The sequence below is a fragment of the Pseudarthrobacter sp. HLT1-3 genome, from assembly GCF_059383535.1.
Genome location: NZ_JBWZCJ010000004.1, coordinates 45,017 through 65,881, shown reverse-complemented (window position 1 = coordinate 65,881; position 20,865 = coordinate 45,017). Strand labels below are relative to the sequence as shown.

The window sequence follows — 20,865 nt, the reverse complement described above, 5'->3', positions numbered from 1 at the left end:
AGCTTAAGAAACTATGGCGCACGCACATCACGAGACTGACTCGCAAACTGTTGATTTCCAGGTAGACCCTGTGGTTCTGGAGCTTGGGCAGCGATTCGTCGACGCCGGCCATGAACTGTCGCTGGTGGGCGGCCCGGTGCGTGACCTCTTCCTGGGCAGGGTTTCCCCCGACCTGGACTTCACCACCGACGCCACCCCGGACCAGACGGTTGCCCTGATCAAGAAGTGGGCTGACAATTACTGGGAAATCGGGCGGGCCTTCGGCACCATCGGGATGCGTAAGGCCGGTTTCCAGATCGAAATCACCACTTATCGCGCCGATGCTTACGATCCCGACTCCCGGAAACCCGTGGTGGCCTTCGGAAAGTCCCTCACGGATGACCTGCTGCGTCGCGACTTCACGATCAACGCCATGGCTTTGCGCCTCCCGGCGCTGGAGCTGGTGGATCCATTCGGTGGTGTCCGCGACCTCCACGCCTCCCTCCTCGCCACCCCGGGCGCCCCGGAAACCTCCTTTTCCGACGATCCGCTGCGGATGATGCGCGCTGCCCGGTTCGCCGCCCAGCTGGGCATTACGGTGCACGAGGACGTCCGTGCCGCCATGACCCGGATGGCCGAACGGATTACCATGATCTCCGCGGAACGCGTCCGCGAGGAGCTGGTCAAGCTCATCTGCGCCGCACACCCCCGGGCCGGGGTGGACCTGCTGGTGGACACCGGGCTGGCCGACTTCGTGCTGCCCGAGGTCTCCGCCCTGCGCCTCGAATCGGATGAACACCACCGGCACAAGGACGTCTACCAGCACTCCCTCCAGGTCCTGGAGCAGGCCGCCGCACTCGAAACCGGGGACGACGGCGCCGTGCCCGGACCGGACTTCGTCCTGCGGTTCGCGGCGTTGATGCACGACGTCGGGAAGCCCGCCACGCGCCGTTTCGAGCCGGGCGGCGCGGTCAGTTTCCGGCACCACGACATGGTCGGGTCCAAACTGACGTCGAAACGCATGAAGGCGCTGCGCTTCGACAACGACACCATCAAGGCCGTGGCCAAGCTGGTGGAGCTGCACATGCGCTTCTACGGCTACGGCGACGCCGGCTGGAGCGATTCGGCCGTGCGCCGCTACGTTACCGACGCCGGACCGCTGCTGGAGCGGCTGCACCGGCTCACCCGTTCGGACGTCACCACCCGCAACCAGCGGAAGGCCGAGAGGCTCGCTTTCGCCTACGACGATCTGGAGGCCAGGATCGCCGCCCTGCGCGAGCAGGAATCGCTCGAGGCCGTCCGCCCCGACCTGGACGGCGGCCGGATCATGGAACTCCTCGGCCTCAAGCCGGGTCCCGTCGTCGGGCGCGCCTACAAATTCCTGCTCGAGGAACGGATGGAACACGGCCCGCTGGATCCCGCCGTGGCCGAGGCCAAGCTACACGAATGGTGGGCTGCCCAGCCCGAGTCCGCCGTCGCACTCTCAACCGAGGAGTCCCAGTGATTGCACCTTCCAACGGCCCCCGCCCGCAGCTGTGGATCCTGCGGCACGGCGAAACGGAATGGTCCAAGAGCGGCCAGTACACCGGCCTCACCGACCTCCCGCTGACCGTGGAGGGTGAACAGCAGTCCGTGGAGGCACGCAAGGTGCTCGACGGTGTCGACTTCGACCTGGTACTCACGTCACCGCTGCGGCGGGCACGCCGGACAGCTGAACTGGCCGGGTTTCCCGACGCGCAGCTGGAACCGCTCGCGGTCGAGTGGGACTACGGCGACTACGAGGGCATCAGCTCGGACCTCATCCGCAAGGACAATCCGGAGTACCTGATCTGGACCCACGGCGTGCCGAACGGCGAAGCCCTTGATGACGTCGCCGCGCGGGCTGACAAAATCGTCGCGCGGGTGCTGGAATCCGGCCTGGACAATGTGCTGATCGTGGCGCACGGCCACTTCTCCCGGATCCTCACCGCGCGGTGGCTGGGGCTCGATGCGCACGAGGGCCGGCACTTCATCCTGGGAACCGCGAAAGTCTGCACGCTCGGCTGGGATAAGAAGACCCCGGCAGTGGTCCGCTGGGGACTCTAAATACGGTTTAGAAAATAGCTGGGAAAAGTTTATGAATGCGGTAGTCAAGGGCCGTATTGATGGTGTATTTTTATGTTTGACCCCAGAGCGTTCTGCCGGGGTCGTGGAACGCGTCGCCCGGCCAGTCAGCCGGAGCCGCGGAAGAGCAGTAAAGGAGGTTGGGAAAAATGATTACTTTGACTAGCGGATGGATGTATCTCATCACCGCCACCCCGGCCTCTGCCGCTGAACCGCGCCCAAATTTCGGCCCGTCTGCCTCCTGACCCCTCCACTCCGGCCTGGTTTCCAGTTCCTGGAACCCCGGAGTCGCGGCGGGAACGGCACCACCGTTACCGGGAGTGCGGTGACAGCGGACTGACCCAGGCGGACCCCCGCGGTTGCGCCGCATCCCCAAAGTTCGGAACCAGCTTCTTGTTGGGGTTGCGGCATTCCAGCGTTCGGTAACAGGCCTTTCGCGCATGCGAAATCATTTAATTAGCGCCGGGTAATTCGCTGCCCAATTACGGCCTTTTCTTCCTCAAATCACAGAGGCCTTAATTGTCATGCCCAATTGCTCCAGCATCGCCGGCACAACCAATGAAAGGTCCATTGTGACTCTTGCCAGCAGCACCGACCGACCATGCCCCGAGAGCCACCGGCGGGAGGTGACCACCTTGAAGCAGAAACTCCAGCGAATCCTGCGCCTGAGCCTCCGGCAGTCCCCCGGGCACACGACGCTTTTCAACGGACAACTCCTCGACCAGAAGCGTGAGGACGTCTACGTCGCTATGCACCAGACGGGTTTCATCCGCTGATGCAGTCCAGGCCGTCGACGGAGGACCTGATGACCACACCGGCACTGACCGCCATGGAGCCCACGCGGCGACGCGTGGGCTCCCCCTTTTAACCCGGCCCCGGCGCCACCGGCCTCGCCGCTCGTCCCGCCACTGGGCAACCCCGAACCCGGGAGCCCGGGCGTCCCCGGTAAGCTCGGGGGCATGCAGGAGACAAAGCCGCCGGAGCACCGCCGACGGGTCCGATTGGTCATCCCGAGCCGCAGCGATCCCCTGCTGAGGAACTTCACGGAGGTGATTGGCGGACCCATGGGCCGTCGTTCGGCCCCGGGTATCGTCTCCCCCGGGTTTTTCACCGTGGAACGCGTCCTGATCCTGCTCACCGTCCTGGCAGCTGTCCTCGGAATCCTGCTCAAGTCGTATTGCCGCCTCAACGGCTGGGAAACCCCGGGCCAGTTCTACGCGAGCTGCTATTCGGACTTCCCCGAGCTGTTTAAGAACCGCGGGCTCGGCGACGGTGCCTTCCCCTTCATCACCCAGGGAACGTTCTTTGAATACCCCGTTCTGATGGGGTTCATCGCGGGAGCCACGGCCCTGCTGGTTCCGGGCGACGGCGTCTCGGCCGGCCGGATCCTGGCCTACTTCGATATCAACGCCACTCTCATAGCCGCCGTCTGGATCGTCACGGTACTCGCCACGGCGCGGATGGCCCGCCGCCGGCAGTGGGACGCCGCAATGGTCGCCGTGGCCCCCGGCATCATCCTTGCCGGCACCATCAACTGGGACATGTGGGCTGTTGGATTGCTGGCCCTCGGGATGTACTGCTTCTCGCGGGACAAACTCGTGCTCGCCGGGATCTTGATCGGCCTGGGCACGGCCACCAAGCTCTACCCGGTGCTGATTCTGGGCGCGGTGCTGCTGCTGGCCCTGCGTACCGGGCGGATCCGGGCCATCTTCGTCACCGCAGGCGCCGCCGCGGCCGCCTGGCTCGCCGTCAACGTCCCGGTCGCCGTCGGCAATCCGGAGGGCTGGAAATACTTCTACCAGTTCACCGAGGACCGGCCTGCCGGCTACAGCTCCCCCTGGTTTGCCTACAACCTGGTCGCCGGCCGGCTGGCCTGGGTTCCGCTGCAGCCGGAGGTGATCAACACCCTTGCCCTGAACCTCTTTGTGCTGGCCTGCGTGCTGATCGGGATTCTGGCTCTGGCTGCGCCGCGGCGGCCCCGCCTTGCGCAGCTGGCCTTCCTGATCGTCGCCGCCTTTATTCTGACGAACAAGGTCTACTCGCCGCAGTTCGTCATCTGGCTCATCCCGCTGCTGGCGCTGGCCCGGCCGCGCTGGCGGGACTTTCTGGTCTGGCAAACGTTCGAGGGGCTGCACTGGGCGGCCGTCTGGATGTACCTCGGGCAGGTGACGAGCGGCGGTGTGGCCCAGCACAATATTGATATGCCCTACTACGTCCTCGCCGTGGTCTTCCATATGATCGCCACCGCCTACCTGATGGCGCGGGTGGCCTGGGAGATCTGGGACCCCGGCCACGACGTCGTCCGCGTGTCCGGGCTGGATGACCCGCAGGGCGGGCCGTTCGAAGGTGCTCCGGACCGTTTGCGGGTGGACCTTTTCCACCCCTCGGCCTCCTTGCTGCCCTGGCGGAAGGCCGCTGATGCCTGACGTCGCAGTCGTGGGATCAGGGCCGAACGGACTCGCCGCGGCGGTAACCCTGGCCCGCGCGGGACTGAAGGTGCACGTGTACGAGGCGGCGCCCACCGCGGGCGGCGGGCTTCGGACCACCGAGCTGTTGGAGCCCGGCCACTTTCACGATGTGTGCTCGGCGGTGCACCCGATGGCCCTGGCCTCGCCGTTCTTCCGGCAGTTCCAGCTGTCCCGGCGGATCCGGCTCGACGTTCCTGAGGTCTCGTACGGTACGCCGCTCGACGGCGGCCGGGCAGCGCTGGCGTACCGCTCACTTGAGCGGACGGTTGCCGGCCTGGGGCGGGACGGCGCTGCCTTCGGGCGGCTGATGGCCCCCCTCGTGCAGCGGGCGGATGGCATCACGGACCTGACGTTGAACCAGCTCCTGCGGATACCAAAGGACCCGCTGGCGGCTGCCCTGTTCGGCGCCCGGGTCCTGGAGCAGGGCTCGCCCCTGTGGGGGATCAGATTCCGGGAGGACCTGGCGCCCGCGCTGCTTACCGGCGTTGCGGCGCATGCGGTCGGGCGGCTCCCGGCCCCGGCGACGGCCGGCGCGGGCCTCCTGCTGGCGGCCCTGGCCCACACTGTGGGTTGGCCGGTCCCGGAAGGCGGTTCCGCAGCGATCGCGCAGGCCATGGTGGCGGACATTGAAGCCCACGGCGGAGCAGTGGAAACCGGGGTGCGGATCGGATCCCTTGCGGAGCTGCCACCGGTCCGGGCCACCCTGCTGGACGTGGCACCGCCCGGGCTGCTTAGGCTCGCTGACGGCAGACTCCCGGATCGGTACCGCCGCGCGCTGGAATCCTTCAGGTTCGGCAACGCGGCCTGCAAAGTCGACTTCATCCTTTCCGGCCCGGTCCCCTGGAGCGCGCCGGGACTGGCCGACGCCGGTTCGATCCACGTGGGTGGCACGCGTGCGGAGATGGCGGAGGCGGAATACCTCGTCGCCACCGGACGGCATCCGGACCGGCCCTACGTCCTGGCCTCCCAACCCTCGCGCTTCGACGCCGGACGCGCACCCGCAGGCCGGCACATCCTGTGGAGCTACTGCCATGTGCCGGCCGGTTCCACCGTGGACATGGCCGAGGCGGTAATCGCCCAGCTGGAGCGCTTCGCCCCCGGATTCCGCGACCTCGTCGTGAGTTATCACGTCACCACGGCGGCCGGACTGGCCGACTACAACGAAAACTATGTCGGCGGGGACTTCAGCGCCGGCCGGGTGGACCTCCGGGGCATCATCCGGCGGCCGGTCCTGGGCCCGGTCCCGTGGCGGACTCCGCTGCGCGGCGTCTACCTGTGCTCGTCCTCGACCCCGCCGGGCCCCGGCGTGACCGGCATGGCAGGGTTCCACGCCGCAAAATATGCCCTAAAGGACATATTTGGGCTTCGGGTGCCGACGCTCGGGATTTAGGTCATCAACCGGGCGTCAGGCCAGGGGCCGCGGCGAGCGGTTCCGGGGCTGGTGCCGGCCCGCCGGAGCGGGTCACCCGCGGCTCCAATCAACGCGGTCAACCAAAAGGTTGATCCTGGTCCGGCGGCCGGCATTTGAGACCGGAATCGGCCACGCCCGGCACTACGCTGAAAGCATGGACGACAAGGACCGCAGTGCGCTGGCAGGGAATGCCACGGCAGGCACGACGGAGGCCGCGGTGATACTGCGCGTTCTGCGGGTGTGCCTTCACAGCGGCTTCGCGGTACTGCTGCTCGTCGCCCTCGTGCGGCTGCTGGGGACGGGACTCCGGGACATGAACTGGGTCACCCTGGTCCTCGCGCTGATTCTTGCCGCCGTCTACGTGCTGGGCACCGTCCTGGAGAAACGCCACTCCACGGATCCGTCCCGGTTCGACCCGATGCCGTATTCGGACCTGTGGCTGGGTGCCGTCTGCCTGCTCTGGCTGCTGCTGATCTGGACCAGCGCCGACTTCGTGTGGCTGGCCTTTCCGCTCTTCTTTCTGCAGCTGCACGTGCTGCCGCTGCGGCTGGCGCTGCCGGCGATCGCCCTGAGCACGGTCCTGGTCATCGTGGCGCTGTGGTTCCACAACGCCGTAGCGGACGGGGGGGCCCTGCAGCTGCCCATGGTGCTGGGGCCGGCGTTCGGGGCAGCCTTTGCGGTGGTCACCGGGCTGGCGTACCGGGCGCTCTATGTGGAGGCGGAAAAGCAGCGGCTCGCGGCCGAGGAACTGCGCCGCACCCGCGCGGAACTGGCGCGCAGCCAGCATAACGCGGGCACACTTGCCGAGCGGGCCAGGCTGGCCCGCGAAATCCACGACACCCTCGCCCAGGGTTTCTCCAGCATTGTGCTGATGGGCCGTTCGGCGGAAAAGTCGCTCGACGACGGGGACACCGCCACCGCCCGGGACCGGCTCCGGACGGTCCAGGAGACGGCCTCGGCCAACCTGGCCGAGGCCCGCAACTTCGTCCGGGGCCTGCAGCCACCCGCATTTGCGGAGAACCAGCCGGAGAACTCAGCAGAGCAGTCGGCGGGGAACTCAGCAGAGAATTCAGCTGAGATCCAGCCGGGCAACTCCCCCCGGGAAACACCGGAGGATCCCCTGGTCAGCAGCCTGCGCCGGCTCTGCGACAAAACCGAAACCGAGGCGGCCGCCCGCGGCGCCCGGCTGCGCTGCCGCTTCGACCTTGAAGGAACACCGGTGGAACTGCCCAACCCGTACCGCACCACCCTGCTCCGGGCCGCCCAGGCAAGCCTCGCGAACGTCTGGGTGCACGCCAAGGCGGGCACCGCCGTCGTGACCCTGTCCTTCCTGGGCAGCGAAGTCGCGATGGATATCTACGACGACGGCGTGGGCTTCGATCCCCCGGCGGTCACGGGCCACACCGGGCGCCCCGACGGGTCGGGCTACGGGCTGAAGTCGCTCCAGGAGCGGGTGGCGGCACTGGCGGGCAGCCTGGACATCGAGTCCGCCCCGGGTGAAGGAACGGTGGTGGCCATCCGGCTGCCGCTCGGTGACTCCCCGGCAGGGAACGAACCGTGAGCGATATCCGGGTACTGCTGGTTGACGACCACCCCGTGGTCCGCGCCGGACTGAGGGCCATGCTGAGCGATTTCGAGGGCATCTCCGTCGCGGCCGAGGCGGCCGACGGCGGCGCGGCCCTGGCCGAGCTCTCCCGGCTCCACACCCTCGGCGAGCCGGTCGACGTCGTCCTGATGGATCTGCAGATGGGCACCGGCATGGACGGCGTTACGGCGACGGGCCGGATCAAGGCGGGCGAAGCCGGCCAGCCGGCGCCGCCGGTGCTCATCCTCACCACGTACGACTCCGACGCCGATATCCTCGCCGCGGTGGAAGCCGGGGCCAGCGGCTACATGCTCAAGGACGCCCCGCCGGAACAGATCCGCCAGGCGGTGCTTTCCGCCGCGGCAGGCCAGACAGCGCTGGCGCCCGAGGTCGCCGCCCGGCTGATGGGCCGGATCCGCAATCCCGAACCGGTCCTGTCCGGCCGCGAGATCCAGCTGCTGGAGCTGCTCGCCACCGGCCTGGGCAACCGGGCCATCGCCAAGCAGCTGTACATCTCGGAGGCCACGGTCAAGACCCACCTCGTGCACATCTACGGCAAGCTCGGCGTGGACAACCGCACGGCCGCGATCTCCGTGGCCGCGCAGCGCAGGATCATCCGGCGCTTCTGAGTGCGGCCGCCGCCGCTGGGGCCACCAGGGGCCGCGGCCTACACCGTGTGACACGGGAATTGTCTGCGGCACGGTGCATAATGGCGCGGTGGGGAACATATCAAAACTTTCAGCTGTCCTTGTTGGTCTGGTTCTTGGCGTCTCGCTGGTGGCCTGCGACGACGGCCGCGCCGGCGCCCAGGATGCGGCCAAGCAGCTTGCCTCCGCCGTCGCCGCGCTCGACGTCGGGGCGGTGCCGGTCGACGGCTTGGACTCGGGCGCCGCCAACGACCAGCTCAAAGAGGTCTTCAAGGCACTGGCCCCGGCCAAACCCGCGGTGGAAAGCGGGGAGCTGACACTGGAGAAGGACACCGCCACGGTCCCGCTGAACTACAGCTGGAAGATCGGCTCCGGAGAGTGGAAGTACACCACCTTCGCTGAGCTGAAAAAGTCCGGCGGCAAGTGGCTGACCGTCTGGAACCCGGCGACGCTCGTCCCCGAGCTGGCCGCGGGTGAAGCCCTCGGCACGTCGACCGAGTCCCCGCAGCGGGCGGAGATCCTGGGCGCCGGTGACGCCAAGCTGGTCACTTACCGGCCGGTCGTGAACGTTGGCATCGACAAACCCCTGCTGGCGTCCGCCGATCCGGCGGCATCCGCCACCCAGCTCGCCGAGCTGGTGGGAGTGGACCCCGCGGCCTACACGCAGCAGGTCCAGGCCGCCGGTCCGGAGGCCTTTGTCTCCGCCATCACCCTGCGTGAGGACGGCCGGAGCATCACGGACGAGCAAATTGCCGCGATTCCCGGCGCCCGGGCCGTTGCCGACTCTGTTCCGCTCGCTCCCACCCGCGGTTTTGCCCGTGCCGTGCTGGGGACGGTCGGCGAGGCCAGCGCCGAGCAGATCGAAAAATCCGCCGGGGCACTCCAGCCCGGGGACACCGCCGGCACGGGCGGACTGCAGCAGCAGTACGACGCGCAGCTGCGCGGCACCAGCGGCACCCAGGTCTTTGCCCAGAGGGCAGGCCTCACCGCGGAACAGCGGCAGGGACTGCCCAACGGCGGCCGCCGCGTCCTGTTCACCGTGCCGATGGAGGCGGGAACCCCGCTGAAAACCACCCTCGACCCGGCCCTCCAGCAGCTGGCCGAAGACGTGCTGGGCAAGGTGGGTCCGGCCTCGGCCATCGTGGCGCTCCGGCCCTCCAGCGGCGCTGTCCTGGCCGCCGCCTCCGGACCGGGCAGCAACGGATACGACACCGCGCTGCTGGGGCAGTACGCCCCTGGCTCGATCTTCAAGATCGTTGACTCCCTGGCCATGATCCGCAACGGAATGACCCCGGAGTCCACGGTGGAATGCCCCGCGACCCTGACTGTCGACGGCCGGACCTTTAAAAACGCCGAAGGCTACCCGGCCTCCTCGCTGGGATCCGTAACCTTGCGCGATGCCTTCGCGCACTCCTGCAACACCGCGTTCATCAACGCCCGCGGCACCGTCAGCCAGGGGCAGCTGGAAGCCGCCGCCACCGCCCTGGGCGTCGCGGTGGAAGCGCCCTCGCTGGGTGCATCCGCGTTTCTCGGCTCCGTCCCGGGCGTCGCCACGGGCACCGAGCACGCCGCCTCGATGATCGGCCAGGGCAAGGTGCTGATGTCCCCCCTGGCCGCCGCCGTCATGGCGGGATCGGTCGCCAAGGGTGCGCCCGTCTCGCCGCAGCTCGTTCTGAACCCCGGAACTGGCGAGGCCGCAGCGGGCGCCGGCGCCTCCACCACGGCAGCCCCGCCAGCCGGAGCCACTACGTCAGGCGCCGCCCCGGCCCCGGCACCGGCCACGACCTCGGGCACTCCGGTCACCGCAGCGGAGGCCGCCGCCCTTGCGGACATGATGCGCGCCGTGGTCACCTCCGGCCACACCGGCTTCCTCGCGTCCGTTCCGGGAGCCCCGGTGGGAGCGAAGACGGGAACAGCCGAGTTCGGCTCCGACGACCCGCCCAAGACCCACGCCTGGATCGTGGCGGTGCACGGGGACCTCGCGGTCGCCGTGTTCGTCGAGGAAGGCGGGCTCGGCGCCACCGTCTCCGGTCCGCTGCTGAAGGAGTTCCTCACCGCTGCGGGCTGAACCCGGCGGCGTGCAGGCGCGCGAACCCGCGGTAGTGCCCGTGGGAGGATGGAAGCGTGGCTCATATTGACGTTTCCAACATCGATTACTTCCTCTCCGACGGCACCCAGCTGCTCAACGGCGTGACCTTCAAGGTCCCGGACGGGACCAAGACGGCGCTGATCGGGCCCAACGGAACCGGCAAAACGACACTTTTCCGCATTATCTCCGGAGACGTCATCGCCGACGAAGGCGTGGTCGGCCGCTCCGGCAACATGGGCATCATGCGCCAGTTCGTTGGCCAGGTCCGGGATGACTCCACTGTCCGCGACCTGCTGGTCTCCGCCGCGCCCCCCGCGCTGGCGGCCGCTGCACGCGCCGTGGACGACGCCGAACTGGCCATGATGGAGCACGACGACGAGCCCACCCAGATGGCCTACGCCCAGGCGATCGTGGACTGGGGAGATGCCGGCGGCTACGACGTCGAGACCGTCTGGGATGAGGTCTGCATGGCCGCCCTGGGCCTGCCCTTTGACCGCGCGCAGCACCGCCCGGCGTCGAGCCTCTCCGGCGGCGAGCAGAAACGCCTGGTCCTCGAGGCACTGTTCGCCGGCCCCGATCAGCTGCTGCTCCTCGACGAGCCCGACAACTACCTCGACGTCCCGGGCAAGCGCTGGCTTGAGGGCAAGCTCAACGAGTCGAAGAAGACCGTGCTCTTCATCAGCCACGACCGCGAACTGCTGAACAATGCCGCGGGCCGTATCGTGACCCTCGAACCGGGCATCAACGGCGCCGGGGCCTGGATCCACGGCGGCGGCTTCGGCTCCTACGTCGAGGCCCGCGCGGACCGGAACGCCCGCTTCGAGGAGCTCCGGAAACGCTGGGACGAGGAGCACATCAAGCTCAAGGAACTCGTCAACATGTACAAGAACAAGGCCGCGTTCCGCTCGGACATGGCCAACCGCTACCACGCCGCGCAGACCCGGCTGGCGAAGTTCCTCGAAGCCGGTCCGCCCGAGGCCCTGCCGATCGAGCAGAACGTGAAGATGCGACTCAAGGGCGGCCGGACCGCCAAGCGCGCCGTCGTCGCCGAAAAACTGGAACTCACGGGACTGATGAAACCTTTCTCCACCGAGGTCTGGTTCGGGGACCGGGTCGGGGTGCTCGGCTCCAACGGCTCCGGCAAGAGCCACTTCCTGCGCCTGCTCGCCACCGGCGGCACCGACCCGGAACGCGAGCACCTGCCGGTGTCCGACGTCGACATCGCCGAAGTCCCGCACGAGGGCACCGTGAAACTCGGCGCCAGGATCCGCCCCGGCTTCTTCGCCCAGACCCATGTCCGGCCCGACCTGCTCGGCAAAACCCTGCTGGAAATCCTGCACCGCGGCGACGAACACCGCTCGGGGCTGGGGCGCGAGGCGGCGGCCGGCGCGCTGGACGGGTACGGCCTGGCCTCGCAGTCGGAGCAGAAGTACGAATCCCTCTCCGGCGGGCAGCAGGCCCGGTTCCAGATCCTGCTTCTGCAGCTTTCCGGCGCCACGCTCTTGTTGCTCGACGAGCCCACGGACAACCTGGACCTGCACTCGGCGGAGGCGCTGGAACGCGCCATCGACCACTTCGAGGGAACCGTCCTGGCCGTGACGCACGACCGCTGGTTCGCCCGGACCTTCGACCGGTTCCTGGTCTTTGGCTCAGACGGCAAGGTCTATGAATCGGCTGAACCCGTCTGGGACGAAAACCGCGTCCAGCGCGCCCGCTAGCCACTCCAACGCGGGGTCACCTAGCGCCCTTCCAAGGGGTTTTATCGGCGCTAAGTGACCCCGCGTTGTTTTTTTCGGCTCGACCAACACTCGGTGGAAGTAGTTATCGTATGACCAGGACAGCAACCCGACCGCAACTCAATGCCGCTGCCGCCGCAACCTTCCTGATTTTCGGGATCAACGGGCTCGTGTTCGCCAGCTGGGCCGCCCGCATCCCCGCGGTGACGGACATCCTGCACATCTCCTCGGGCCAGATGGGAACCCTGCTGCTCTGCGTGGCGGCCGGCTCCCTGATCGCGCTGCCCACCGCCGGCGCCGTGGTGGCCCGGATCGGGACGGCCAACACCGTGCGCGGTGCCGGTCTGGTCGCCGCCCTGGCCGGCGTCGGGGTTGCGCTGGCGCTGCTGGCGGAGTCCGTTCCGGGGACCGGCATTGCGCTGTTCTTCTTTGGCATGGGCATCGGGCTCTGGGACGTGTCCCAGAACATCGAAGGCGCCGACGTCGAGCACCAGCTCGGCCGCACCATCATGCCGCAGTTCCACGCCGCCTTCAGCGGCGGCGCGTTCCTGGGGGCCCTGATCGGTGCTGGCCTGGCGGGACTGGGCGTCGGGCTCCCGGCGCACCTGCTTGTGATCGCCGCGATCGTTGCGGTGCTGACGATGTTTGCGCCGCGCTACTTCCTGCCCCACACCCCGGTGCGTGCGCCGTCGGCCGGGGAACCGAGGGAAGCCAGGGGCCGCTCCGCCTGGCGGGACGGACGGACGCTGCTGATTGGTGTGGTGGTGCTGGGTGCGACCCTCACCGAAGGCGCCGGCAATGACTGGATCGCGAAGGCCGCCGTCGACGGACTGGAGGCTACGGACTCCACCGGTGCGCTGCTGTTCGCGGCGTTTGTCCTGGCCATGACCGCGGTGCGCTTCTTCGGCGGGCGGGCGATCGACGTCTACGGCCGGGTGCCGGTGCTCCGCGGCAGCATGGCCGCCGCCGCCGCCGGGCTGGGGCTCTTCGTGCTGGCCGGTAACCTCTGGCTGGCCACGGCCGGAGCGGTGCTCTGGGGCGCCGGGGCCGCCCTCGCGTTTCCGATGGGGATGTCGGCCGCAGCGGACGACCCCAGGCACGCCGCGGCCCGGGTGTCGGTGGTCTCCACGATCGGGTACGTCGCATTCCTGGCCGGGCCGCCGTTGCTGGGCTACCTCGGGGACCTGGTCGGTATCCGGCTGGCCCTGCTGACCATCATGATTCCGATTCTGGGTGCGCTGCTGCTTGCCGGCGCCGCGAAGCCGTTGCGTTCCAGCTAGACACCCGGCGGGCCCGTCTGAGCGCCTCGCCGCCCGCGCCGGCAGTAAGGTGGTCGGATGCGCAGCATGCTGAGGAAGGCGCCGGGTCGGCTGGGGAAACTCGACCGCAGACTCGTCCGCGCCGTCTCCAACTTCCCCGGGGGCCACCACGACGATTTCTTCCGGCGGCTTTCCGCCGCCGCGAACAAGGGCAAACTCTGGTTCGCCATCGCCGCCGTGATGGCCCTGTTCAAGGGCCGGACCCGGCGTGCCGCCCTGCACGGGCTGCTGGCGCAGGCCGTGGCTTCCGCCGTCACCAACCTGGGGTTCAAGACGCTGCTGCCGCGTGCCCGTCCGCTGCCGGAGCACCTGCCGGTCTTCAGGTTTGTCCATCCCCAACCCACGAGTTCCTCGATGCCCTCGGGCCACTCCGCCTCGGCCGTGGCGTTCGCCCTGGGCGTGGGCCTCGTGCGACCGGCGGTCGGCGCCGCACTGGCACCCCTCGCGGCAGGTGTCGCCTACTCCCGCGTCCACACCGGCGCGCACTGGCCCTCGGATGTTTTCTTCGGCTCGGCGATCGGCGCCGGAGCGGCCATGGTCACAAGGAAATGGTGGCCGGTCCGGCCGCCCTTCCCGGAAATCCGGCGCACGGCTGTGCTGGCCCCCGAACTGCCGGAAGGTGCGGGCCTGGGCATCGCCGTCAACACCCTGGGCGGCTCCTACGCGGAGGAGACGGCAGCTGCCCTGGAAGAAGTATTCCCTAAGGCGTATATACAGGAAGTCGACCACGATAAGGACCTCACAGCGGAAATCGCCGGGGTAGCGGCCCGGCCCGGCGTCTCGGCCCTCGGCGTCTGGGGCGGGGACGGAACCGTCGGCACGGCGGCAGCGACCGCCGTCGAGCACAACCTCCCGCTCCTGGTCCTGCCGGGCGGCACGCTGAACCATTTCGCCCGGGACGCCGGAACCCCGAATCTCACCGCCGCGGTGGAGGCCGCGACCCGCGGCGAAGCGGCCCGGGCGGATCTGGGCCTGGTCGCCGTGCAGCGAGGCCTTCCGGACGCCCCCGAACAGCTGCAGCTGACCATGCTCAACACCGCGAGTATCGGCCTGTACCCGAACCTGGTCCGCCGTCGCGAGCTGCTCCAGCCGGCCCTCGGCAAACCCCTGGCCGGCGTCGTCGCCATGCTCCGGACCTTCGCGGCCGAAAAGCCCACCACCCTGATTGTCGACGGCGTCCGGCACAAACTCTGGATCCTGTACGTCGGCCGCGGGCGCTACTACCCCCGGGACCATGCCCCGCTGGTCCGCCCCGTCCTCGACGACGGTGTCTTCGACCTCAGGATGATCACTGCCGACGAGTCCTTCGCCCGGCTCCGGCTGCTGTGGTCGGTGCTGACCGGGACCGTCGCCACCTCCCGCATCACCCACCTCAGCGAAACACGCAGTATCCGGGTGGAACCGGGGGACACGACCATGGTCCTCGCAGTGGACGGAGAGGTCATGCCGGGGGTCCGCGCCGTCGAATTCTCGGTCCTGCCCGGCGCCCTGACGTATTACTCGCCGGCCTCCTGAACTGCGCTGTCATCCTCCCGGACTACCCTGATTCGACCCTGAATCATCCCTGAGACCGGCGAAATCGGCTGCCCGCCTCGGTAGCGTGGTGGGTACACCACCCCCACAGCTAGCCAAAGGAACGCTTCCATGATCGAAGCAAGAGCCCTGACCAAGGTCTACGGCGACAAGACCGCCGTCGCCGGCGTCAACTTCACCGTCGAGGCCGGCCGGGTCACCGGCTTCCTGGGTCCGAACGGAGCCGGGAAATCCACCACCATGCGCATGATCATGGGGCTGGACCGGCCGACGTCGGGCACCGTCACCGTCAACGGCGCACCGTTCGCCCGGCACGCCGCGCCGCTGCGCGACGTCGGCGCCCTGCTCGACGCAAAGGCAGTCCACACGAGCCGCTCGGCATACAACCACCTCCTGGCGATGGCCGCCACGCACAGCATCCCCAAGAAGCGCGTGCACGAAGTCATCGAAATGACGGGGCTGGCCGAAGTGGCCCGGAAGAAGGTCGGCGGATTCTCGCTCGGCATGGGACAACGGCTTGGCATCGCCGCGGCACTGCTCGGCGACCCGCAGACCGTCATTCTGGACGAGCCGGTCAACGGACTGGACCCGGAAGGTGTGGTCTGGGTCCGCAACCTGGTCAAGTATCTGGCCTCCGAGGGGCGCACGGTGTTCCTCTCCAGCCACCTCATGAGCGAAATGGCCGTCACCGCGGACCACCTGATTGTGATCGGCCGCGGCAGGATCATCGCGGACGCGCCCATCCAGGACATCATCAACGGCAAGGGCCGGATCCGCACCCGCGTCCGAACCGACCAGCCGGACCACCTGATGCACCTGCTCGCCGGTGACGGCATCTCCGTGGAGCTGCAGGACAACGAACTGCTCGAGGTCTCGGGCCTGGATCCGCGCCAGATCGCCCGCGCGGCCCTTGACAGCCGCGTCATGATCTACGAACTCACGCCGCTTCAGGCCAGCCTTGAGGAGGCCTACATGGAACTGACCAAGGATGAGGTCGAATACCACTCGCTGATCACCACGGGCGCTGCCGCTCCCGTCCAGTCCGGAGGCAACTAAGCCATGAGCTCCACCACCCTAGACCCCTCCCGCAATGCTCCCGCCGGCGCCGGAAACGCCCCGGCCGGCAAGCCCTCCAGCACCGGCCCGGGCCCCAGCTTCCCGCGGGTGCTGAACTCCGAATTCATCAAGTTCCGCACGCTCCTGTCCACCCTGATCCTGCTCGGCTGCACCATCCTGGTCGTCGTGGGCTTCGGCGCCCTCTCCGGCTGGGGAACAGGACAGTTCGCCGAGGCCGCGGCCACCGACCCGGAAGCCGCCGCTGCCTTCGCCTCCCAGGGCGGGGATATCGCCGTCGGCGTCCCCACCTCCGGCATCGTGTTCGCGCAGCTCATCCTGGGCTCACTGGGTGTGCTGGTGATGAGTTCAGAGTTCACCACGGGCATGGCCCGCTCCACGTTCGCTGCCGTCCCCAAGCGGCTCCCGGCGTTCGCCGCCAAACTGCTGGTGGTTATGGTGACGGCCTTCGTCCTCACCGCCGCTTCCGTGTTCCTGGCCGGCCTGGTGTCGCTGCCGATTCTGGAGAACTACGACCTCAAGCTGGACCTCAGCAGCTCGCAGTCGGTGAAGCTGCTGCTCGTCAACAGCCTCTACGTTGCCGCCGTCGCCGCCATCGGCATGGCCCTGGGCGCGCTGATCCGCAACTCCGCCGGCGGCATCATGAGCCTGGTCGGGCTGTTCTTCGTCGCACCGATCGCCTTCCAGCTGATCCCGGGTGACTTCTTCGTCGAGGCCCGCAAGTACCTGCCGGGCAACACGGTCGAACCGATGACAGCCGTGCAGCACGTTCCGGACACCCTGGAGGCCTGGCAGGCCGCCCTGGTGCTCGGCGGCTGGGTGGTCATCCCGGTGGTCCTGGCCGCCGTGCTGCTGAAAAGGCGCGACGTCTAGGCCCCGCCGGGTCACCGTCTAGGCTCAGAGCATGATTGACGCAGTTCCAGTTAGGGGCGCGTCGGCCGACCAGGCCGGCGCGTCCTTCGCTGAAATCACCGCCCGACGCCGGGGGCGGATCGGGCGCTACCTGTTCCAGCATCCGCGGGCCATGGATGCCGTTGTCGTGGCCTGCTACCTGCTGCTGGTGACCCCCACCGCGGTGGGATCGGTGCGCGACGGCGTCTGGCCGGCCGCCGTGCTGCTCGCGGCGGCCGCAGCGGCGCTGCTGTTCCGGCGGAGTTATCCGGTGCCGGTGGTTGCCGTGGTGGCCGCGCTGGAGGTGGGCGTGACCCTGCTGCACCCCTGGGGGTCCAACGTCTCCGGCGGGCTGTGGTTTGCGCTCTACTCCGTCGCGGTGGTGCGCAGCCAGCGTTTCGCCCTGGTCTGCCTGGCCGCGGCCACGGCGCCGCTGATGGTCCTGTACCTCCTGCTGGCAGTCGGTCCGCTGGATGGCCGAGTGCCGGACCTGGGCGTAAACACACCGGAGAACTTCCAGCTGATCAGCAGCGTTGCCGCCGGCGTCAGCATTGCCCTCTCCAACGTGATTGCCACCGGGATCGGCATCTCGGTCCGGCAGGGGCGCGAGCATCAGCAGGAGATGGCCGCCTGGGCCGCGGGGGCCACGCGGCTCGGGTCGGTCACGGAACGCAACCGCATCGCCCGCGAAATGCATGATGTCGTGGCGCATTCGCTCACGGTGATGATCAGCCTTTCGGACGGCGCCGCCGTCGTGGTTCGGAAGGACCCGGCGCGGGCGGCCGAGGTACTCGGGGAACTCTCCCGCACCGGCCGCACCGCCCTGGCGGATATGCGGCGCGTCCTCGGCGTCCTGCGTGACGATTCGGCACCCGGGCAGGCTCCGCGTGAACCGCTCGGTGCACCGGACAGCCTGAACAAACTGATGCAGGGCTTCCGCACGGCGGGCCTGCCGCTGCACTACTCGCACACCGGACCGTCGCTGCCGGACGATGCCGCGTTCCAGCTGACGGTATACCGGATCGTGCAGGAGTCACTGACCAACGTGCTGCGCTACGGCCGTTCCCTGGGCCGGGTGGAGGTGGCGATTGTCCGGGACGGGTCAACGGTCACCATCGACGTCGGCGACGACGGCAAGGGCTCCGTCGGTTCCGACGGCTCGTCCGCGGCGCCGGGGGCACGGGATTCCCCACGGTCAGTGGGCACCGGCCAGGGACTCGCCGGGATGCTGGAGCGGGCTCGAATTTACGCGGGCACCGTGGCTTCAGGACGCAGCGCCGATCATGGCTGGCGCGTGCATGCCGTCCTGCACTGGAGCGGCGACAACGGGGAATTGAGGGCACATGAGTGAAGCGGACCCGACGAGCGGGACCGGCCGGATCCGCATCCTGCTGGCGGATGACCAGCCGCTGCTGAGGATGGGCTTCCGCCTGATCCTCGAAGGCGAGGAGGATCTGAGCGTGGTGGGCGAGGCGTCCAACGGTGCGGAAGCGGTCGGCGGGGTACGTGACCTCGCGCCCGATGTTGTGCTGATGGACGTGCGGATGCCGTTGCTGGACGGGATCGAGGCAACGAGGGCGATCACCGCGTCCGGAACCCACGCGAAGATCATCATCCTCACAACCTTCGACCTGGACGAATACGCCTTCGCCGGGCTCCAGGCCGGGGCCTCGGCCTTCCTGCTTAAAGATGTGGCGCCCGCCGACCTGGTCAGCGCCGTCCGGGTGGTGGCGAGCGGGGATGCGGTGGTGGCGCCGCGCGTCACGCGGCGGCTGCTGGAAACGTATGTCCGGGGCAACGGGGCGCACCCCGACGGGACCGGGGGCTTGCCTGGTGGGGCCCCGTCCGGGTCCGGCGTCGTGTCGTTCGGGACCGGCGGCGTGTCGTCGGGGCGGGAGTCCGGCCACGGGATCCGTCCTGACAGGGATCCGCTGCTGGAGGACCTGACTCCGCGCGAAACCGAGATGCTGGGGGCGATGGCCGAGGGTCTTTCGAACGCCGAGATTGCACACCGGTACTTCCTCTCCGAGGCCACCGTCAAAACGCACGTGCGCCGGATCCTCAACAAGCTGCATCTGCGCGACCGGGTCCAGGCGGTGGTCTACGCGTATGAGACCGGACTGGTAGTGCCGAGCAACCCGGAGTACTGAACCCATGCGCTGCACCGGCCAGACGGCCGGGGCAGCGGGCCCGGCAGCAGCGGGCCAGGGCAGCAAATTGCCTGAAGCAGTGGTTTCAGGCACATTTCAGAATTTCCCGTGAAGCAACTTTAGTTGCATGGGGTGCCGTTTTCTTGGAAGTCTGCCTTGAGATGGCGTGCGTCATTTGTGGGATTGCACAGGACAGGCGGCGCCGGGCGCGGTCTAGTGTGAAACGTCACTGTGGTCCGGGGCACAAGTTTTACGATCCCCCGCGGACCCGCACAATCCACGAAGGACGGCGCCTTATGCAGGCAGACCAGCAGCTCTCCAAGTCTTTGAAACCCAGGCACTTGTCCATGATCGCCATCGCCGGCGTGATCGGCGCCGGACTGTTCGTCGGTTCCGGCGCGGCAATCCAGCAGGCCGGCCCCGGGATCCTGGTTGCTTACACGGCGGCAGGTCTCGTAGTCATCCTGGTCATGCGGATGCTGGGTGAAATGGCGGCGGCCAACCCGGAAACCGGTTCCTTCTCGGCTTATGCGGACAAAGCCCTGGGCCGCTGGGCAGGCTTTAGCATCGGCTGGCTGTACGCCTGGTTCTGGATCATTGTCCTCGGAATCGAGGCCACGGCGGGCGCGGCGATCATGCACCGCTGGGTCCCGGGGATCGACCAGTGGGTGTGGGCGCTGCTGCTGATGGTGCTGCTGACCCTGACCAACCTGGGTTCGGTTAAGTCCTTTGGTGAGTTCGAATTCTGGTTCGCATCCATCAAGGTTGCGGCGATTGTGCTGTTCCTGCTCTTCGGCGTCGCCGCAATCCTGGGCCTCGTCCCGGGCGTTCCGGCCCCCGGCGTGAGCAACCTGCTGGAAAACGGCGGTTTTATGCCCAACGGGCCGGGTGCCGTGCTGGCGGGCATCCTCGTGGTTGTTTTCTCCTTCTTCGGTGCTGAGATCGCCACCATCGCGGCCGGTGAATCCGAAAACCCAGTCGACGCGGTCAAGAAGGCCGTGAAGTCGACCGTCTGGCGCATCCTCGTGTTCTACATCGGCTCCATCGCGGTCGTGGTCACGCTCCTGCCTTGGAACTCGGCCTCCGTGGCCAAGAGCCCCTACGTTGCCGTGATCGAGCTTTTCGGTATCCCCGGTGCCGGCACCATCATGGACATCGTGGTGCTGACCTCCGTTCTGTCCTGCCTCAACTCCGGCCTGTACACCGCCAGCCGGATGCTGTTCTCGCTCTCCCGCCGCGGCGACGCGCCGCGGTCCTGGATGCGGATCTCCCGCCGCGGCGTCCCCGCCGCCGCCGTCCTGGCCTCCACGGTGGTCGGCTTCATCACCGTCGGCCTGAACTATGTCGCCCCGGACACCGTATTTCTGTTTCTGGTCAACACCTCAGGGGCCATCGCACTGTTTGTCTGGCTCGTGATTGCCAGCTCACAGCTGATCCTGCGCCGCCGGATGGGCCCAGCAGCCAAGGACCTCCAACTCAAGATGTGGCTCTTCCCCTACCTGACCTGGGTGGCCATCATCAGCATCGTCGCGCTGCTGATCGGCATGGTGGTCCTGGAGTCCACCCGCGAATCCCTGTTGCTCTCACTTGCCCTCGCCGCTGTCGTGGTGGGTATCGGAATCTGGCGTTACCGCAAAAACGGCGGAAAGCCCCTGGTTTCTGGCACCGGCGACACCCGGGCGGACGAGACCGCGGCGCCAGCCCAGGCAGCCACCGTGGGCGCCGGCCCGGCGTCGTAGCTCCCGGAGGCCAGGAGGCCCGGCGGGTGGCGTTGACCCGCGGGATCGCCACCACCATGGGACATGCCCAGCCCTGCCGCGGAGCATTGGACATACCGGCAACATGTCCGTTCACCGCGGCCGGCGGAGGGCATGTCCCGC

At 68.2% G+C, this 20,865-nt stretch carries 16 protein-coding genes; all 16 read left to right on the top strand.

What is annotated here, in order from left to right:
- The first annotated feature begins 13 nt into the window (after nt 1–13).
- The 16 genes from AC50X9_RS04965 to AC50X9_RS04890 all read left to right on the top strand — a co-directional run bounded on the left by AC50X9_RS04965 (nt 14) and on the right by AC50X9_RS04890 (nt 20,724).
- The gene (locus AC50X9_RS04965) at nt 14–1,483 is read left to right on the top strand and encodes a CCA tRNA nucleotidyltransferase (RefSeq protein WP_494890888.1); all 1,470 of its coding nucleotides are present in this window, start codon (nt 14–16) and stop codon (nt 1,481–1,483) included.
- Nucleotides 1,480–2,064 carry a histidine phosphatase family protein gene (locus AC50X9_RS04960; protein WP_494890886.1) on the top strand — a complete coding sequence of 195 codons (585 nt, stop codon included), beginning with the start codon at nt 1,480–1,482 and terminating at the stop codon, nt 2,062–2,064. The genes AC50X9_RS04965 and AC50X9_RS04960 overlap by 4 nt, the downstream gene beginning before the upstream one ends.
- Nucleotides 2,065–2,717: 653 nt before the next feature.
- Complete coding sequence (locus tag AC50X9_RS04955; protein WP_494890884.1) at nt 2,718–2,858, top strand: hypothetical protein; 141 nt, start codon at nt 2,718–2,720, stop codon at nt 2,856–2,858.
- Nucleotides 2,859–3,041: 183 nt separating this feature from the next.
- On the top strand, nt 3,042–4,508 hold the full coding sequence (locus AC50X9_RS04950; RefSeq protein WP_494890882.1) for a glycosyltransferase family 87 protein: 1,467 nt from the start codon (nt 3,042–3,044) through the stop codon (nt 4,506–4,508).
- Nucleotides 4,501–5,940 carry a phytoene desaturase family protein gene (locus AC50X9_RS04945; protein ID WP_494890880.1) on the top strand — a complete coding sequence of 480 codons (1,440 nt, stop codon included), beginning with the start codon at nt 4,501–4,503 and terminating at the stop codon, nt 5,938–5,940. The genes AC50X9_RS04950 and AC50X9_RS04945 overlap by 8 nt, the downstream gene beginning before the upstream one ends.
- A gap of 175 nt (nt 5,941–6,115) precedes the next feature.
- Nucleotides 6,116–7,522, top strand: a complete 1,407-nt coding sequence (locus AC50X9_RS04940; protein ID WP_494890878.1) for a sensor histidine kinase — start codon at nt 6,116–6,118, stop codon at nt 7,520–7,522.
- Nucleotides 7,519–8,175 carry a response regulator gene (locus AC50X9_RS04935; protein WP_494890876.1) on the top strand — a complete coding sequence of 219 codons (657 nt, stop codon included), beginning with the start codon at nt 7,519–7,521 and terminating at the stop codon, nt 8,173–8,175. Before AC50X9_RS04940 ends, AC50X9_RS04935 begins: the two co-directional genes overlap by 4 nt.
- An 88-nt stretch (nt 8,176–8,263) precedes the next feature.
- Nucleotides 8,264–10,261 (top strand): penicillin-binding transpeptidase domain-containing protein, encoded by a 1,998-nt coding sequence (locus AC50X9_RS04930; protein WP_494890874.1) that lies wholly within the window; start codon nt 8,264–8,266, stop codon nt 10,259–10,261.
- A 56-nt stretch (nt 10,262–10,317) separates the two neighbouring features.
- A complete protein-coding gene (locus tag AC50X9_RS04925; protein ID WP_494890872.1) occupies nt 10,318–12,000 on the top strand; it encodes an ABC-F family ATP-binding cassette domain-containing protein in 1,683 nt (560 codons plus the stop codon).
- Nucleotides 12,001–12,110: 110 nt separating this feature from the next.
- A complete protein-coding gene (locus tag AC50X9_RS04920) occupies nt 12,111–13,298 on the top strand; it encodes an MFS transporter (RefSeq protein WP_494890870.1) in 1,188 nt (395 codons plus the stop codon).
- Between the two features lie 57 nt (nt 13,299–13,355).
- Nucleotides 13,356–14,852, top strand: a complete 1,497-nt coding sequence (locus AC50X9_RS04915; protein WP_494890868.1) for a bifunctional phosphatase PAP2/diacylglycerol kinase family protein — start codon at nt 13,356–13,358, stop codon at nt 14,850–14,852.
- 129 nt (nt 14,853–14,981) lie between these two features.
- Nucleotides 14,982–15,926 (top strand): ABC transporter ATP-binding protein, encoded by a 945-nt coding sequence (locus AC50X9_RS04910; RefSeq protein WP_494890866.1) that lies wholly within the window; start codon nt 14,982–14,984, stop codon nt 15,924–15,926.
- A gap of 3 nt (nt 15,927–15,929) precedes the next feature.
- Nucleotides 15,930–16,817: an ABC transporter permease gene (locus AC50X9_RS04905; protein ID WP_494890864.1), complete on the top strand. Its 888-nt coding sequence runs from the start codon at nt 15,930–15,932 to the stop codon at nt 16,815–16,817.
- A 31-nt stretch (nt 16,818–16,848) separates the two neighbouring features.
- Nucleotides 16,849–18,186 carry a sensor histidine kinase gene (locus AC50X9_RS04900; protein WP_494890862.1) on the top strand — a complete coding sequence of 446 codons (1,338 nt, stop codon included), beginning with the start codon at nt 16,849–16,851 and terminating at the stop codon, nt 18,184–18,186.
- The gene (locus AC50X9_RS04895) at nt 18,179–18,985 is read left to right on the top strand and encodes a response regulator (RefSeq protein ID WP_494890860.1); all 807 of its coding nucleotides are present in this window, start codon (nt 18,179–18,181) and stop codon (nt 18,983–18,985) included. Before AC50X9_RS04900 ends, AC50X9_RS04895 begins: the two co-directional genes overlap by 8 nt.
- Nucleotides 18,986–19,281: 296 nt before the next feature.
- Nucleotides 19,282–20,724 carry an amino acid permease gene (locus tag AC50X9_RS04890; protein ID WP_494890858.1) on the top strand — a complete coding sequence of 481 codons (1,443 nt, stop codon included), beginning with the start codon at nt 19,282–19,284 and terminating at the stop codon, nt 20,722–20,724.
- The last annotated feature ends 141 nt before the right edge of the window (nt 20,725–20,865 follow it).